Annotated in this window: 12 protein-coding genes; 5 read left to right on the top strand and 7 right to left on the bottom strand. The window is 55.7% G+C overall.

Annotated elements, in window-relative coordinates:
- Positions 1-339 precede the first annotated feature (339 nt).
- Positions 340-2,067: a right-handed parallel beta-helix repeat-containing protein gene (locus tag AC2FLD_RS18055; RefSeq protein WP_496671972.1), complete on the bottom strand. Its 1,728-nt coding sequence runs from the start codon at positions 2,065-2,067 to the stop codon at positions 340-342.
- Positions 2,068-2,559: 492 nt separating this feature from the next.
- Between AC2FLD_RS18055 and AC2FLD_RS18050 the strand changes: the two genes are divergently transcribed.
- Together AC2FLD_RS18050 and AC2FLD_RS18045 are read left to right on the top strand one after the other, a co-directional pair.
- The gene (locus AC2FLD_RS18050; protein ID WP_496671970.1) at positions 2,560-3,831 is read left to right on the top strand and encodes a right-handed parallel beta-helix repeat-containing protein; all 1,272 of its coding nucleotides are present in this window, start codon (positions 2,560-2,562) and stop codon (positions 3,829-3,831) included.
- 113 nt (positions 3,832-3,944) lie between these two features.
- On the top strand, positions 3,945-5,381 hold the full coding sequence (locus AC2FLD_RS18045; RefSeq protein WP_496671967.1) for an O-antigen ligase family protein: 1,437 nt from the start codon (positions 3,945-3,947) through the stop codon (positions 5,379-5,381).
- On the opposite strand, the gene AC2FLD_RS18040 is transcribed toward AC2FLD_RS18045, so the two are convergent.
- From AC2FLD_RS18040 to AC2FLD_RS18025, 4 genes are read right to left on the bottom strand one after another with little or no spacing between them, the layout of a single operon-like run.
- The gene (locus tag AC2FLD_RS18040) at positions 5,301-5,981 is read right to left on the bottom strand and encodes a polysaccharide deacetylase family protein (protein ID WP_496671965.1); all 681 of its coding nucleotides are present in this window, start codon (positions 5,979-5,981) and stop codon (positions 5,301-5,303) included. The genes AC2FLD_RS18045 and AC2FLD_RS18040 overlap by 81 nt on opposite strands.
- The gene (locus tag AC2FLD_RS18035; RefSeq protein ID WP_496671962.1) at positions 5,978-7,021 is read right to left on the bottom strand and encodes a lipid II:glycine glycyltransferase FemX; all 1,044 of its coding nucleotides are present in this window, start codon (positions 7,019-7,021) and stop codon (positions 5,978-5,980) included. Before AC2FLD_RS18035 ends, AC2FLD_RS18040 begins: the two co-directional genes overlap by 4 nt.
- Positions 7,018-8,238 (bottom strand): GNAT family N-acetyltransferase, encoded by a 1,221-nt coding sequence (locus AC2FLD_RS18030; protein ID WP_496671959.1) that lies wholly within the window; start codon positions 8,236-8,238, stop codon positions 7,018-7,020. Before AC2FLD_RS18030 ends, AC2FLD_RS18035 begins: the two co-directional genes overlap by 4 nt.
- On the bottom strand, positions 8,235-9,188 hold the full coding sequence (locus AC2FLD_RS18025) for a glycosyltransferase family 2 protein (protein WP_496671957.1): 954 nt from the start codon (positions 9,186-9,188) through the stop codon (positions 8,235-8,237). Before AC2FLD_RS18025 ends, AC2FLD_RS18030 begins: the two co-directional genes overlap by 4 nt.
- Before the next feature lie 231 nt (positions 9,189-9,419).
- Between AC2FLD_RS18025 and AC2FLD_RS18020 the strand changes: the two genes are divergently transcribed.
- Complete coding sequence (locus AC2FLD_RS18020; RefSeq protein ID WP_496671954.1) at positions 9,420-10,574, top strand: DegT/DnrJ/EryC1/StrS family aminotransferase; 1,155 nt, start codon at positions 9,420-9,422, stop codon at positions 10,572-10,574.
- A 46-nt stretch (positions 10,575-10,620) separates the two neighbouring features.
- Here AC2FLD_RS18020 and AC2FLD_RS18015 read toward each other — a convergent pair whose 3' ends face one another.
- On the bottom strand, positions 10,621-12,147 hold the full coding sequence (locus AC2FLD_RS18015) for an oligosaccharide flippase family protein (RefSeq protein WP_496671951.1): 1,527 nt from the start codon (positions 12,145-12,147) through the stop codon (positions 10,621-10,623).
- Between the two features lie 381 nt (positions 12,148-12,528).
- Between AC2FLD_RS18015 and AC2FLD_RS18010 the strand changes: the two genes are divergently transcribed.
- Together AC2FLD_RS18010 and AC2FLD_RS18005 are read left to right on the top strand one after the other, a co-directional pair.
- A complete protein-coding gene (locus AC2FLD_RS18010) occupies positions 12,529-13,791 on the top strand; it encodes a nucleotide sugar dehydrogenase (RefSeq protein WP_496671948.1) in 1,263 nt (420 codons plus the stop codon).
- The gene (locus AC2FLD_RS18005; protein WP_496671945.1) at positions 13,784-15,034 is read left to right on the top strand and encodes a glycosyltransferase family 4 protein; all 1,251 of its coding nucleotides are present in this window, start codon (positions 13,784-13,786) and stop codon (positions 15,032-15,034) included. Before AC2FLD_RS18010 ends, AC2FLD_RS18005 begins: the two co-directional genes overlap by 8 nt.
- Before the next feature lie 12 nt (positions 15,035-15,046).
- Here AC2FLD_RS18005 and AC2FLD_RS18000 read toward each other — a convergent pair whose 3' ends face one another.
- Positions 15,047-16,153, bottom strand: coding sequence for an acyltransferase family protein (locus tag AC2FLD_RS18000; RefSeq protein WP_496671942.1), 1,107 nt, complete (start codon positions 16,151-16,153; stop codon positions 15,047-15,049).
- Positions 16,154-16,162 lie beyond the last annotated feature (9 nt).

Below are 16,162 nucleotides of genomic sequence, written 5' to 3'. Positions count from 1 at the left end.
TCATGTGTCGAGACAAATACTTTCTCACTTTGAAATGCCAAACTGCCGCAAATTCATCGTGGAGCAGACCCGTTCGGACAGCCCTGTCTTGAAGGCGTGTTGCAATATGGGGGCGTAAAACTCCTAGGTGCGGTCAAAACCCTTTTCGCATGTGTCGCAATGAATTGGGGCTGCTGGTAATCAGCTTTAAGTCAACAGAGGTGCTTCATAAAGGGCGTATGAGCACAGTTTTGCATGTTCCGAAGTGCGCCGGCCCGGAAAAGGCAGGGGCGGGCCCCAAATCTGAGGCCCGCCCGCGTTTTGATTGACAGTTTCTCTAGCCGGAGGCGGTTGTCGCCATTAAGCAAACAAATCCGCGTATAGATTCGTCGCCCAAGAGTCGAAGAATTCCGCATCACCTCCGATTGTCAGAGAGTCAGTGTCGTCGGCAAAAAAACCGCGGCCTACAGAATCGAAAAACGTTCCGGTCTCATTTGAGGTATCTGCACGGTTCAGAAAGACCTGAACGAAACTGCTGTCGAACCCGCCGTCATCGTTGTCGATTTTTGCAGCCGGATTTCCTTTTTTGAATATATTCAGGCCGGAATCCGGTCTGTTCCATACAAACCGATCAGTGCCTGCGTCCTCGACCTCTGAAACAGGCGACTGTGTGATGCCACTCTGGCTGCCCTGATTGGTTATGTCGATCATCAACACGCCCTGAGGTTCGGGAATGTGGATGGGGTTTTCGACTTCGGCCTCTGTTGCGGGTTGGTCACCCCCGGTTGCGGGTTGATCGCCCCCGGTTGTGGGCTGGTCGCCTCCGGTATCAGGTGGTGGGTTCGATCCGATATTGGGTGGGTTCGTTGGGGTATTGGGCTGAGACGGCGTACCGGCCCCGGAATGCCCGTTGCTATTCAGCCAATCAAAGTACGTGCCCGAAATGCTGTTTGCGAGGTCAGAGCCTGCACTGAGCAAAGCGGCCGGGCTTCCTGGTTTGACGACGTACTGATTATAGCCGTCCGTCTGCGCCGTAGCCTGGTAGGTAAAGTGCTGGTCGTATTCGGTGGGCTTGATCAGGACGTTGTCGGCAACAGTCCAGCCCGCCTGACCATTATGCCCCAGAATCTGCGATGTGATGTTTTGGGTGATCGTGACATTGCTGGAGCCGTTCGATACGAAGATGAGCGGGATTTCAATGCCGCCCGTCTGTGTTTTCTCATCTACGTGCAGAACAGAGTTCTTGGTGACGGTGATTCCGTCAGCGCCATAAACCGAAATGCCATGCAGATGGCCGTTGTAGATCACGTTTCCTTCGATCAGGACATTGTGGTGAATGACATTGGGATCGCTGAGATCCTTGCCGTCGCCACCAAACCAGATGGTCTGGGTGTAATCTCCGTTCCCCATGTCAAAGACGTTATCGCGGATGGTGATGTTGTCACTGCCGCTGCCGTTTGCGCGCTGGATCTGGATCATGTCACGATGATCGCCCGCGCCCGCAGCGCCGCCGAAATCGTGAATATAGTTGTTCTCTACCAAGATATTGTCGACATTGTCGAACACCAGACCATCCGAGCGGATCGAATGAACGTCGTTCCCGGTGAAGCTCACCCCATCGGAGTTAAGAGCGATGGCGCCCTTCCACCATTTCGAGAATTCGGTATTGATGACGTCGATATTGTTGGAGCCTGAGATCATCAGTCCGGTGCCATATCCGGTGCCATCCGCAGATGTTCCGGTGCCGCTGGCAAAATCACCGTCGAAGTTCGAGTTTTGGAATGTGATGTTCGAACTGTTGGTGACGCTGAATTTGTTCTGGAAGTGATAATCCCCAGAGCTGTACGTGTAATCGAACTTGATCGTGTCGAACGTTACATTCGACGCTCCATTGAGATGCGTTTCAGAGAAGCTTGCGATTGCGTTCGGATCAGCGGATTTAATCGTTACGTTGGATGAAAACTGTGTACCGTTCAGGCTGAGCTTGCCGTAGTCGCCGGCTGCAAGCAGTATCGTTTCCCCACCTGTCGCCTGTGACAAGGCCTGGTTCAGCTCTGCCGCAGAGGTTACCGTGATTGTCGTCGACATATTTCACCTTCTGTTTCATAGGCGCTGTGAGTGGCAGCGCACGAGTTCCCGCACACCCAGGACGAATGGAACAGCCGCCCGGGGGCAGCAGAGTGGCCTAAATATGGCTATGTTTGGAAATTGTTGCCTGCATTGGGACAATGATGTCCCTTTGCCTTCATTTCCGAGTGAACTCGATACTCGATACTGGGAATTGTTCCACTTCCCTTGGCGGTTAATGCGTATTTGGCTAACTGATTCCTTTTAAGCAACAATGAACACATAATCGCCATTATTCCGGCGCGTCCTTGCGTATCTCTGATAGCTGTCGGCAATGAATTGCCCGGTGCCCCTACGGAAACTTGCAGATTTAATGAAAACCAGCCCGGAAAAGCACCGCTTTGATCCCGGGCGGTGTCCCGGAAATGTCATGAGATCCGAGGCGCGCCACAATAGACAGCATGCGGCGGTTCGCTTAAGCTTTCGAACGGTCGCAGATCAGAAAGGTGCGTCATGCCCAGATCACGTATTCTTGCGCTGGCAGGTACGATCCTGCTTCTGTTAAGCCCTGCCCTGCATGCAAAGACGCCCTGCGACAGGCAACACTTCAAACCCAGGTTTACGGCCCAGACCGAAGGTCAGGCCATTTTCGACGCAGCTGCACTGGCCGGTGCTTTACAGAATGCCCGCGGCGGTGAGACCTATCTGCTTGCACCCGGAAACTATGGCACTCTGAAGCTGGGCAAGGCCTTCTCGTCGCCCGTGGTGATCAGATCGGCTGATCCTGCCAACCCCGCGTGCTTCAGTGTTGTCATTCTGGATGGGGCTGGGAATGTTCATCTGGATGGCATCAGATTCGATTATACCTTCAAGAACGCGGACCCGTATCACCTGGCGAACTTTGTTGTTCGCAACAGCCGGGACATCACCATCTCCAACTCTGTGTTCAGCGGAGATGTCGCACGCGGTACCGGAACGCCAGAAGACGGGGCCGGGTTTGGTACAGGTCTGCTGGTGTTCCACGCAGCCAATGTCGATATTTCAAACTCTGAATTTCTGACCTGGTGGAAGGCCATCATCGCCATTAACACGGACGGTATAAAGATCACCGGCAGCGACGTGCATTCGATCCGCTCGGATGGTCTGGTGTTCGACAATGTCGACGACATCCTGGTTCAGAACAATTACATCCATAATTTTGGCGGGGCCGATGGCGTTGGCGATCACCGCGATATGATCCAGATTCAGCGGGCCAATAACAGCGGAAGCGCCAATATCACGATCCGGGACAATATCTTCGATGTCGGGGCCGGCGATTTTGCCCAGACGATCTGGGCTGGCGGAGATGGAAAGAACATCGGAGACCCCGAGGTGCGGCATCGGAACGTGCTGATCGAAAACAACATGATTTATAACGGCCATGTCCACGGCATTTCCATCTACGGTTCCGACAATATTTCGGTCAGAAAAAACTCTTTGATCAATGTGCCCGGAGGCCATTCTGTACCGGTGATCAATATCTCATCGGACTCCACGTCCGTTGTCATCGAGCAGAACGCCGCGGCAAATATCATGGGGTATGAAAACCAGCGCGATTGGGTGCTTCTTAACAATGCCATGATTCAGGATCAAAATCCGTCTCAGGAAGGGTACTATGATCAGCAGTTCATCTACCATGCGTTGGGGCGGGAAAAGGGGTACAATGAGTTTGGCGTGCGTCCCGGCAGTCTCATGGATCGCCTGAATGCCGGATCAACGCTGGCAAAGAACTATCCCACTCAATGAAGACTGACATGGATGATTTCCGCTGGCGTGTTTAATGGCAAGGGCGTGGCTATGAAAGCCACCAGTTTTTTTTGGTTTTGAAGAGTTACTTGAGTTAAGGGCAGGAAATTCGAATGATCGCTGTTTCGTCAGCCAAAACGAGAGAACAGGTGACAAAACCGCTTGTCCTGATGCTGCTCGTCATATCTTTTGCGATGCCATTCTATTTCTTTCTTGGCGGACTGAAACTCAACGGCTATCGCGTGATCCTGCTTCTTTATATGTTCCCTGCTGTTTTTGGATGGCTGAGCGGTAAGGCAGGTAAAATTAGGGCGGTCGATTTTTTAGTAATCGGCTTTGCGTTCTGGGCCAGCCTGACTTTGGCCGTCAATCACGGCATTCAAGAACTGTGGCAGTTCATCGGAATGTTCATAATAGAAACGCTAACCCCCTATTTTATTGCCCGAACTTATATTCGCAATTTGGATGCGTTCCGGTTTTTTGTGAAATGTCTCTTCATTCTGATCATGGTTCTCTTACCGTTTGCGGCTTATGAAGCTGTCACGGGCAAGATGCCGCTCCTGAATCTGTTCGGGAAGGTAATGAGCGTTTACCAGAAGTGGTATTTTGAGCCGAGACTGGGATTGCTGCGCGCCCAGACAACGATGCCGCATCCGATTTTGTTCGGAGTGTTCTGTGCGCCGGCCTTTGCGCTTACCTGGTATGTGTTGGGGTGGAACAAGCCCCTCAATCAAAGGGTCGGTCTTGTTTCCATCGTTGGGGGCACCGTGTTCTGTTCCCTGTCGTCCGGGGCGTTCATGAATGTCATCCTGCAGATGATGCTGATGGCGTGGAACAGGATATTCTGGTTCCTGAAGAACAGATGGAAAATTCTTCTCTATATTTTCTCCTTTTTGTATTTCGTCGGCGAAGTCAGCTCCAATCGGAGTATGTTTCAGATCTTTGCAACACACTTCACTTTGACACCGGGCACCGCATTTACGCGGATCAATATTTTCACCTTCGCCTCTGACGATGTTCTGCAGAACCCACTGTTTGGAATCGGGTTGAATGACTATACGCGACCCCACTGGATGGCCATGTTGACCACGGTGGACAATTTCTGGCTGGTGATAGCATTGCGGCATGGATTCCCGGGGCTATTTCTGCTGTTGGGTGCGGTGTTGGTTATCTTTTTCCAACTTGGCAGCAGGAACCTGACCGGAGCCCTCGCAGACGCCCGTCTTGGGTATCTGATTGCGTTGCTGGGTCTGTGCATTTCCGCCATCACGGTGCATTTGTGGGATTCCACTTTCTGTTTCTTCATGTTTCTTTTGGGGGCGGGAGCCTGGCTTCTTGATGCGGATGACCAGGAAAACCAGGACGGCGACAGGGTACAGTCGCCAGTCGAAGGCAGGAAGATGCGCTATACGCGGTTCCCGAAGGTCGTTCCGGGTGAGTTAACAGCAAGACGGACGGCCAGGTCCGGTTCAACCAGTCGTCGTCCAGCGCCGGCGAGACATTCCCAAAACCCGCCGCAAACGGCGCAGGGGCGGCATTTGACCGGATAAAGTGGCATTCATCTCGTGCGTGGACATGTCACCACGCAACGAAGTCCGCGGCCGCAGAAAACTGTTTGCGCGCCAATTGCCGCCATCGCTTGACCAGGCAGCGGTGTACCCCGCATCGCGCAAGGCCCGAAGGACCCTTGCGTCATAACGCCCGAAGGGGATGCCCGCCTCTGTCACCGGATGTCCGCAGACTTTTTCAAGCTCTGCGCGTGAGGCGCAAAGCTCTTCAACAAGAGCGGCATCATCCAGGGCCGGCCATGCCGTGTGAGCAATGCCATGACTTCCAATTGTCATGCCTGCGTCGCGCAGGGTGTGAAGATGCTCGACATCCAGCGAGCCCACCTGCCCGATCCGGTCGGTGAGTACGAAAAAACGCGCCCGGAGGTTACGGGCCGCAAGGGCGGGCAGGGCAATACTGTAATCCGACAGATTGCCATCGTCGAAGGTGATCGTGAAATGGCCCGGATCGGGGGCCTGGGCGATCTGATCAAGCGCATATTCAAATTGACTGACGGATAGCCAGTAAGGGGCCTCGTCCGGCTCCAGGGCACGTTCCGGTGTGCCGATGCCGTGAAAAATTATGCTCGTTCCAGTGGTCATTGGCGTGCTTTTTTCAAACGGGAATGAAGCGTTTCGGCGCTGCCTATCAAGGCGGAACCCAACCCGGCGGGCCGATATTCGTAAGGTCCGGCAGCCAGCAAGTCCGTTCCGCCGGTCCGTTGTTTGAACTCTGTGACGGTTGGGTTGATGTCAGGGTCGATGCCGTCCAGATCGTACCACTTTATGCCTTGTGCCCGATGCCTCAGAATGGATTCCCACATCAGATAATGGCCGGCATTGCAACGACGCCCCACATCTGTTGTCGCGCCAAACAGATAGACCGCGAAATTCCCCGCCCGGCCAATTGTCATGCCCGCAATGTCGGCGCCATCTTTTTGGGCAAACAGGACCTCATGGGAAAAATCACTGCCCTGCAGCGGGTAGTAGAATTCCGGAGGGATATCGGGTTTCTCGAACCCTTTGGCCGCCTGCACCTGCTGATAGAGCTTATGAAACCTGCCGGAGGCCTCGGAGATCGGGGCGCTTTCCAGTGACAGATCGCTTTTCAGCGCTTTGCGCAGATGATTGCGCCATTTGCCGTGTTGCGCCTTAAGCAATGTTTCTTCGTCCTGATCGCAATCAATGATGACCGTTCGATAAGGCGGAGAGCGATCGGTGGGATGAAACCCCGCAGCGGCAGCAGACTGATCTGTTGCCGGAACGTCGTAAAAGGGCAGGGCAGGAAGCCGCAGCCGAAGGATATGGCCGGTTTCCCGGGCATAGGCGCGCAGGGACGCAAATGTTGCATCCAGACGGTTCTGGTCGATTTCGGGCTGTTCGCGGTGATGCATCATGGGGCCTGCTGCGATCCAGGCGATGCCGCGCCCCAGGCCGGGCACGCGCTTTACGCGCAGGCAGGCGGCAGCGGTCAATTGACCTGCCTGATCCGACAGGGTGATGAACTCAGCCGTGGCTCCGATCCGTTGTGCCGCTGCCTGCGCATAAGTCAGGGTCTGTTCGTATGTCAGATCATGAAAACCGGCACTGATCCGGGGCCATTCTTCCGCAGTGACTGTCTGAAACGAGAAGGTCGTGTTCATAATTGCATCCGTATCCAACTGCTCCAGAGGCTGTTTGGCCGGATTCCCAGCCGTGGGCGGACTTTCAGGAACCAGACACGGTAGTAAAAGAAATGCAGTGCATCCGCCCATAAAAGCAGAGCGCGGGCTCGTAATCGCGCGGAAGCCCGATCAGGTGCCAGAACGATATTATAAAGCGGCACCAGATCTCCACCGTAGCTCAGTTTATATTCATATTCTCCGGCACCAGCCTCAATCAGGTGTGCACCCTGATTGATCAGCTCTTCAACACGCGTGACCAGACCGACGCGGCCCAGGCCAGCCTTTGCAAATTCAGGATCGACTTCCCGTGCATTGAGCCACCAAAGCACCTTGCCGTTCAGGGTGTAACGCAACTGGCTGGACAGCAGCGTTTCATCCAGCCACTGTTCATCGATTGCCGCATGGCCTTTCGGGCTCAGGTGCTGCATCAGGGCGCGATAGAACGCTGCCGCAACCGGCCAGTCGGAAAAATGCCCCCCTTTCCCGGCGGCTTCCCATTGTCGCGTATGCAATGCGATGAACCGATCCATCATTGTATCGACGGTTTCGGGCGTGGAACTGACAGTGCGCAAGGTCTCATCCGCCGGTGTCAGGCGTTTGATGTCCCGCCGGACCTCGCGGCGACGGCTTTTCGAAAGCGAGGCCATAAACGCATCAAAGCTATCCGGCAGGGTCATAAGCGTATGTCCGCGGGTGCTGATATCACGCAAAATGGATATGCCATGCCCCTTCAGGGCCCGCAGGTTTTCCAATTGCCCCGCACGTTCTGAAAAGGGTGACAGGCTTACGACGCTGCATTTCAAATTGCCGGTCAGGTGTTCGATGACAGCCCTGAGAGCTGTGTTTTCGTAACCGGCGGCAATGGGCAGTTCCATGACCGCAAAATTAGGATCCACGCCCGCCAGCCGGGCGACGCGCACCGGAACGGGACCGGCCCACAGGGTTTCAACGCAAAAAGGCAGCACGCCAACGATCTCTGAACCGTCCCGCAGAATATAGCTGACGGGATGCCGGCTGGCGGTAAACGTTTTGCCATAATGATCCCACCAGGCAGATTGCCAGTCGGATAGGAAATATATCTCGGCACCGGATGCCGAGACAAAACTGTCCCAGCTGGCTTGTGTGCTCAGCTTGTGTGCAGGCGCTTCGATGCACTCAAGATCAACATCCGCATTGCTGGAAATGGCATCTCTCATGCCGTTGGTTCCTGACCAAAGAGGTGATATCGGATTGCCGCTCCGGACAGGCGCAGCCGGGCCTTGCGATCAGGTGTGGCCCGCAAAAGCCCGATCAGGCCAAAGGCAATCCCGCGCAACATTGCGCTGCTGAGGAAGATTGTGCGCGTTATCAGCTCACCACTGCGGCCATAATGCTTTCTGGCGTAGATCGTCTTGCTTTTCTGCTTTTGCACATACATGCGCGACTTGATCTGCGCAGTGCTTTTCGAGCCGCCTTCAAGATGCAAAATCCGCGCTTCGGGGGCGAAGACACAGCGTTTGCCAATATTGCGGATACGCCGGCACCAGTCAGCTTCTTCCGAATAGATAAAGAACGCATCATCCAGCAGGCCCACTTTTTCGAAGACCGGGCGTGGTACCAGCATGAACATCCCCGAGACGACATCCACGTCACGCTGCGTCGTCCGGTCCCAGCCCCCATATTCGGGCCAGGTAAACAGCCGTTTCAGCCCAAATTCGATCACCGCCAGGCTAAGAGGTCCGGGATCGGCAAAGCAGGTCAGCTGGATGGTTTCAGGGTCCTCAAAGACCTGGCAGCCGACGCATCCGACATCCGGGTGCGCGTCGAGCCAGTTGCTCATGACATCGATCGCGCGATCCAGGATGATCGTATCGGGATTGAGCAGCAGCAGCTTGGCGCCTGCGGCAATCTCGAGCCCCTGATTGTTGGCGGCGGCAAAGCCCAGGTTTTCGGTATTTGCGATCAACCGGACCTGGGGAAATTCCTTGGCCACCATTTCAGGTGAGCCGTCGCTGGAGGCGTTGTCGACAACAATGATTTCGTGCGGCAGCCGGGTCTCATGCGCAATGGACGCCAGGCAATCCCGAAGAATCTCCCGGGTGTTCCAGTTCACGATAATGATAGATACAGCGTATTCGGTACTCGTGCCGGACGGCGATGAAACCATGATGCTTTGCTCTCGTTAACCACTTACATTCCAAATCTTTAACCACTGCCACATTCTGTGAACACTTTAAACGTGACCGTACGGGGACCGTTGTTGTCGAAAAGTAGCTATAAAAGTCAAATCATTTAGATCAGTATATTGAGGTAATATTTTGACGGTGTGAATCCTTGAAAGACAAAACTGTATCAAGATCGGGTGCGGGCAAATTTTGCTCTCTGGGTTTGGCATCGAATGACTGACCGTGGGAACGCGCTGTATTGCGGTGATCCTGTCATGCGGTTGTCCGACCTGTTCCGCCGGGATTCGGCTGGCGGGTACAAGGCTCTGTTTCAGGATCGGTCGGTGTTCTGGAGTTACAATACCCGCGTGGCGATCCGGGCGTCCTGTGATCTTTTGGGGTTGCAGCCCGGGGATGAAGTTCTGGCCCCTGCATATAATTGCGGTTCCGAGGTCGATCCGCTGATTGATGCAGGTCTTTCGGTTCGGTTGTATCCGGTTTCCGAAAACCTGCGCGCCGATCCTGCACGGATTGCGGCGCTTATTACCGGGCGGACGAAGGCGATATATGTGATCCATTATTTTGGAGTGCTGCAGCCAGACCTGGCGGATCTGCGGGCCTTGTGCGATCAGCACGGGCTGCGGCTGATCGAAGATTGTGCATTGAGCCTTCTCAGCGGCGCCTCGCCGGCGGAAGGCCGGACCGGGGACGTATCGGTTTTTTGCTTCTACAAGTTTGTGCCTGTGCTGGGTGGTGGGGCCATGGTCATCAATGCGCCGGACCTGAACGCCGGGCATCCGTTTCCACGGCCTGCTCCGGGCAAGGCCGTGGCCAAAACACTTTTGCGCGCAGGCCTGGCAACCGTATTGGGGCCGTCTCGCATGCAGGCGATGCTTCAGAAAGCACGCGGCCGGGAAGGGCCACCGCCCCATAATGACGGGGATCAGCTGGAAGACATTCCGGGGCATTACTATTTCGATCCGGCGCTGTGCGGCGCACAGATGAGCGGTTTCACATCCCGCCCATTGCGAGCTTTTTCCGTGGCGGAAACAATTGCGATCCGGCGGGCAAATTGGCAGCGGTACCGGGATGTTTTCACCGGGATGCCCGAGATACGCATGCTTGTACCAGAGCTTTCTTCCGATACCTGCCCGCTGAATATGCCGATCATGGTTGCGGGGCGTGACCGGATTGTACGGGCGCTGCAAAAAAGCGGGATTGGTGCCACCTGCTGGTGGGCGGGCTTCAACCGAAATCTTGATTGGTCAGGGCAGGCCGAGGCGATGGCCCTGAAAGACAATGTCGTCTCTTTGCCGGTGCATCAGTACCTCTCGGCGGCGCATATCGATCACATAATAGCGCAGCTCAAAAGTGAGCTTGCGGCCTGATCAGGCGGGCGGTTCCTGCAGAATGAGGTCCGCATAACCGGGGCCGTCACGCCGCTTTTGACAGCTTGCGTTTGAGTTTTGCGCCAAGCTCCAGTGCCAGGCTCTCGAACCCTTTCGGCTTCCCGGCAAGGCGCCAGAGCAGCAGATGCGTGCCGACATAGACAAATACCCCAACCAGAACTTTGACCGAGAACCGGATGCGCAGCAGCGGCAGGTCTTCTGCTGTCTCATAAGCCCATCCCACCGCGTCGCCACTGCCATAGGCGCTGCTGACAAACAAAACGGCAAGCAGCATGGCAAAGGTCGATGCAAATGTACGCCAGGCCATCAGGATCGGTGCCAGAAACCCGCCGGTTCCGAAATCCTTGGCCATGATCAGTGCCAGACCGATTGCAAACAGGCTGGCGGCTCCGGACCCGAGGATCGCGCCGGTAAAGCCATAGTTCGACCCCAGCACCATCAGCGCAGTTGTGGCGATCAGCAGGATCGTGTTGCGCAGGAACAGGCGCTTTGTCGAGCCTTCGACATAACTCGCGGACCGGACATTGGCCTGCAGTGTTTCGATCGCTTTCAATGGGGCAAGCACCCAGATGACCTGTGCGGCAGCCAGCCATTGATATCCGGCCACGACAACGATCAGGTGGTTGGCGACCAGAGCCATGCCGACACTGGCAGGAACGATGATCCCCAAAAGGATGGCATTGGCCTGTTCAAAGGCTTCCCGACTGGAGCCCTGGGTCCTGGAGGTATTGGCAAGGCTTGGGTAAACCACCCGCTCCAATGGGCCGATGATCTGGCTGGTAAACAGGGCCACAAGGCGATAGCCGACCCTGAAAATCCCCGCATCGGCCAGCCCTAATGAGCTTCCGATGACGATCTGGGGCATGTTGTTGATCAGAAACTGGGTGATCTGGGCCCCCAGTGACCAGGACGACACATCAATGCAATCATGCCAGCATCTGAGCGTTAACCTGGGCCGCATCGGGGCGACGGAAAAGCTCCAGATGACCCGGATGACCTGGGTGATGACGCTGGCAACCACGATGGCCCAGTAATCGCGCCATATCCAGGTCAGGCTGACGGCCATCAGGGTATATGCAATTCTGCTGGTCGTTTCTTCGCCTGCGATGAAACCGAACCGGAGATCTCTTTCCAAAAGTGGAAAGCGCGTGCTTTTGACGGAACTTGCGATGGCAATGAAGCAAAGCGCGGGAATAAGCGATGTCAGCTCCGCAAGCCCGAAAAATGTCATCAGAGGTGCGCTGGCCCAGATCAGCAGCGCCGAAAAGACCCCAAGCAGCAGTTGCATTGTGAACACGGTATTCAGGTGATCGTCGGTGATCTCGGGCTGGCGGATCAGGATCATGGAAACGGCCCGCTGGACGATTTCCAGAAACGCGGCAGCGATTATGAAATAGGCGATGATCCCGAAATCCGTCGGCGTCAGAAGACGGGCCGTTACAACCAATGTCAAAACGCCCAGAAACTGGCTGAAAATACCGGACGCAAACAATGTTGCGGCCCCCCTGGTAAGGGTGGCGCTGTGATCGGGTGTGCCCGGGGCGATCGTCACGCCTGGTTTAGCTGGAGGCTTCAAAAGGTTTGCCTTTCCATACTCGGAACAAAAAACTCATCAACGTACCAATGTTTCTAATCTGGCCACTCTCGGCGTCGCTTCAAAAAACCCGCACTTGCTGTTCTAGAAATTTAGTCGACTGGCTGCTAGTCAAACCAGTAAACATATTTTTGTGTTGAAATCGCATGTTTTTCCAATGTCTGAAAGGTACACTATGTTTCACCCAGTACCGTCGAGGCGAGTCGGCACAAAATATTACACAGCAAAATGAAGTTTCACCTCAGTGTCTCAGATTGGATTCTGACTGCGCAAGGGTAACAAGTAGAAGAGCCCGGTGTTTTCTGGACCCGGTGCCTGTTTTCAAGATGGTATAACAGTATGAAGATTGCAATTTTCGGGTTGGGGTATGTGGGGTTCACGGCAGCGTGCTGTCTGACCCGTGAGGGGCATGAGGTGGTCGGCGTCGATGTAAATGCCGACAAGGTTTCCGAAATCAATGCAGGCCAGCCCCCGATCAAGGAACCCAAGGTGGCCGAGCTGCTGACCGGGGCGCTTGCAAAGAACCTGATCCGTGCGACGGTCGAAATCCCCGATCTGTCCGATGTGGATCTGGCCATTGTCTGCGTCGGTACGCCCAGTTCTACTGACGGCTCGCACAACATGAATTTCGTGGCCGAGGTGACGCGACAGATTGCCAAGGCCGTGTCACCGGACCGGGGGCGGCCGCTGACCGTGGCCTATCGGTCCACCTTCCGGCCGGGCACGGTGCGCCAGCTGATCGAGCCAATCTTCCAAAGCTATCTGGGCGATCGGACGGGTCAGGCGATCGAGATTGTCTATAACCCCGAATTCCTGCGCGAGGCTTCGGCGGTTGATGATTTCTTCAACCCGCCCAAGATCGTTGTTGGCACGGCCGATGGCAATCGCTCGGCCGTGATGGACGAAATGCACGAAGGTCTGGACGCGCCGGTGTTCTACACCGCTTTTGAAGAGGCCGAGATCACCAAATTCGTCGACAACACCTGGCACGCCACCAAAGTGGCTTTTGCCAATGAGGTCGGTCGGATCTGCCACAGCATGGGCGTGTCGGCGAAAACCATGCACGAGATTTTCGTCTCGGACACCAAGCTGAACATCTCTCCCTATTATACCCGTCCGGGCGGGGCGTTCGGGGGGTCCTGCCTGCCCAAGGATGTGCGTGCGTTGCAACATATCGCCGGTGAGGTGGGCGCGCATACCCATCTGATCGACAGCCTGTTGCAGACCAATCAGGCACATAAAACCTATCAGGCGCAGGACATCATGGCGCGGCTGCCCGATGGGGGCCGGGTGCTGATGGCGGGGCTGGCCTTCAAGGCCGGAACCGACGATCTGCGCGAAAGCCCAAATGTCGATATTGCCCGGCGTCTGCTGCAGGCAGGCTATCAGCTGTCGGTCTATGACCCGGCCATCAGGCCAGCCGATCTGCGGGGGCAGAACCTGGGCTATGCCTTTACCCACCTGCCCAATGTTGGCAGCCTGCTGGTGGACCGCGCCACCGCCGAGGCCGGGCCCTGGGATCTGGTGGTCGGCTCGAACCGGATCGTGAATGATCTGAACCTGGGTGATGCAGAGGTGGTAAGAACCTATGAATATGACTAGCCCTGTACCCGCGGTTCAGCCGATCTCGTTCGAAGAGCTGCGCCAGAGCCAGCCCCTGAAGGGCCTCAAGGTTCTGATCGTGGTGGAAAACCTGCCCGTCCCCTTTGACCGCCGCGTCTGGATGGAGGCGCGCACGCTGGCTGCGGCCGGCGCGCTGGTCTCGGTCATCTGTCCCACCGGCAAGGGCCATGAGGAACGCGTGTGGGAAGATGAAGGCATCAAGGTCTATCGCCACCCGCTGCCTTTGGATGCCAGTGGCGCGCTGGGGTATCTGCTGGAATATGGCGCGGCGCTGTTCTGGGAAAGCTGGCTGGCGCTGAAGATCAAGTTCACCCGCGGCTTTCACGTCATCCATGGCTGCAACCCGCCCGATCTGATCTTTCTGGTGGCGCTGCCCTTCAAGCTGTTTGGCGTGCGCTATCTGTTCGATCACCACGACATCAACCCCGAGCTCTACGAGGCGAAATTCGACAAGCGCGGTTTCTTCTGGAAGCTGATGAAGACGTTTGAACGGCTGACCTTCGCCTCGGCCCGGGTGTCGATTGCCACCAATGAAAGTTATCGCAAGATCGCCATCGAACGCGGCGGCATGGCTCCCGAGGATGTGTTTATCGTCCGGTCCGGTCCTGACCTCAGCCGCCTGCAGCACCTGCCGCCGAACCCGGACTGGCGCAACGGGCGGAAATATATGGTGGGCTATGTCGGCGTCATGGGCGATCAGGAAGGCATCGACCTGCTGTTGGAGTCTGTCGCGCATCTGGTGCAGGTTCAGGGCCGCGACGACATCCAGTTCTGCCTTGTGGGTGGTGGCCCCAGCCTTGAGAAGCTGCAAGAACAATCTGCCGAAATGGGTCTGTCGGATTACGTCACCTTCACCGGCCGTGCACCGGATCAGGATCTGTTCGAGATCCTGTCGACCGCCGATGTCTGCGTGAACCCGGACCGGGTGAACGAGATGAATGACAAGTCCACCATGAACAAGATCCTTGAATACATGGCGTTCGAGAAACCCATCGTTCAGTTTGATGTGACCGAAGGGCGGTTTTCGGCACAAGAGGCCTCGCTTTATGCAAAGGCCAACGATCCGGTGGATATGGCCGACAAGATCACCGAGTTGCTGGCCGATGACGACCGTCGCGCTGTCATGGGCCGCTATGGCGGCGCCCGGGTCGAGGCTGAGATGGCCTGGCCCCATCAGGTGCCAGCGCTGATTGCCGCCTATAAGCGGATCTGGAAAGGGTAATCAGCCAGATCGCTACTTCGCCGCTTGTTTTGTTCCTGCCTGCCCATACGCTTTCCTTCGGTATCGAAGCTTCATGGCCGGAGCCTCGATGAAGTGCCATGACAGGACCGCACATAACAGGGTGAGGGGAAAAGACATTGCCATGTTGACCACCGGCGTCGTGACGCCGGACTGCGCCACCAGTTGCTGGATCGGGAACGCGTAGATGTACACCCCGTAGGAATAGTCACCCAGCTTGTTATAGGGCAAAAGAAGCGGGATTCTGGAATAACCCACAAAAACCACGGCGTAAGACAGGCTGATGGCAAAGACCGGCAGAAACAGTGGTGTGAACCATGCCACAAAGGACAATGCGGCGGACAGGGCCAGCAGTGTCCGGGACAATGGTATGTGCTGACGCCAGATGTAAAAAAACATTCCCGACAGGAAAGGCAGCCCAAGCCGTGTGAGGACCTCGATCCTTGGATTCACGTCAACGAATGCAACGATGACTGTATAGAAACACAGGAACAACAGCGTCAGCCCGGCAAAGATCTTTTTGTTTCCCAGAAATCCAAGCAGACCGCATAAGAGGACACCGACATAGCAGGTGACCTCGTAGGACAAGGACCAGAGCGAGCCATTGATCGCAGCGCCATAGGGGTTGGTTTCGAACACACCGGGCAATGTGTATTGCAGTTTGAACAACAGAATGTTGCGGATGAAATAGCTGCCGGCTTTACCCCAAAAAACAGAAGGGGGCGCTTGTGTTAACAACAGCCCCGCGACCAGAATGGTGATCACGGTTACCACGGCAAGCGCAGGAAACAGCCTCAGGGCTCTTGCGGTCAGGAATGATGTCGCAGACGGGTTGCGGTCAAAACTGCGCGTAATGAAGAACCCTGATATTGCAAAGAAAGCCCATACGCACATCAGGCCAAGCGACAACCCATGCAGTGTGGATTCAAACGGTTGCCCGAACTCGGCACCCCAGCTCAGCGGATAGGCATGGGCCACCAGCACAAGGGCGGCGGCTATAATCCGGATCAGATTGAAATTGTTATCCCGCCCGTCAGATCGATCCGCGATACGCAGCGCTGGCTTCTTCCCCGAGATCACATGCACACTATGCTCACTCATCCGCGGGTC

It is taken from the genome of Ruegeria sp. CDSA021 (assembly GCF_059612325.1).
This window is presented reverse-complemented; position numbering and strand designations above follow the sequence as displayed.

Bases quoted from the DNA above. Each gene is read 5' to 3' on its own strand.
- AC2FLD_RS18000 (WP_496671942.1), bottom strand. From the start codon at position 16,153: ATGAGTGAGCATAGTGTGCATGTGATCTCGGGGAAGAAGCCAGCGCTG.
- AC2FLD_RS18040 (WP_496671965.1), bottom strand. From the start codon at position 5,981: ATGACCACTGGAACGAGCATAATTTTTCACGGCATCGGCACACCGGAA.
- AC2FLD_RS18045 (WP_496671967.1), top strand. From the start codon at position 3,945: ATGATCGCTGTTTCGTCAGCCAAAACGAGAGAACAGGTGACAAAACCG.
- AC2FLD_RS18005 (WP_496671945.1), top strand. From the start codon at position 13,784: ATGACTAGCCCTGTACCCGCGGTTCAGCCGATCTCGTTCGAAGAGCTG.
- AC2FLD_RS18055 (WP_496671972.1), bottom strand. From the start codon at position 2,067: ATGTCGACGACAATCACGGTAACCTCTGCGGCAGAGCTGAACCAGGCC.
- AC2FLD_RS18030 (WP_496671959.1), bottom strand. From the start codon at position 8,238: ATGAGAGATGCCATTTCCAGCAATGCGGATGTTGATCTTGAGTGCATC.
- AC2FLD_RS18025 (WP_496671957.1), bottom strand. From the start codon at position 9,188: ATGGTTTCATCGCCGTCCGGCACGAGTACCGAATACGCTGTATCTATC.
- AC2FLD_RS18010 (WP_496671948.1), top strand. From the start codon at position 12,529: ATGAAGATTGCAATTTTCGGGTTGGGGTATGTGGGGTTCACGGCAGCG.
- AC2FLD_RS18050 (WP_496671970.1), top strand. From the start codon at position 2,560: ATGCCCAGATCACGTATTCTTGCGCTGGCAGGTACGATCCTGCTTCTG.
- AC2FLD_RS18020 (WP_496671954.1), top strand. From the start codon at position 9,420: ATGACTGACCGTGGGAACGCGCTGTATTGCGGTGATCCTGTCATGCGG.
- AC2FLD_RS18035 (WP_496671962.1), bottom strand. From the start codon at position 7,021: ATGAACACGACCTTCTCGTTTCAGACAGTCACTGCGGAAGAATGGCCC.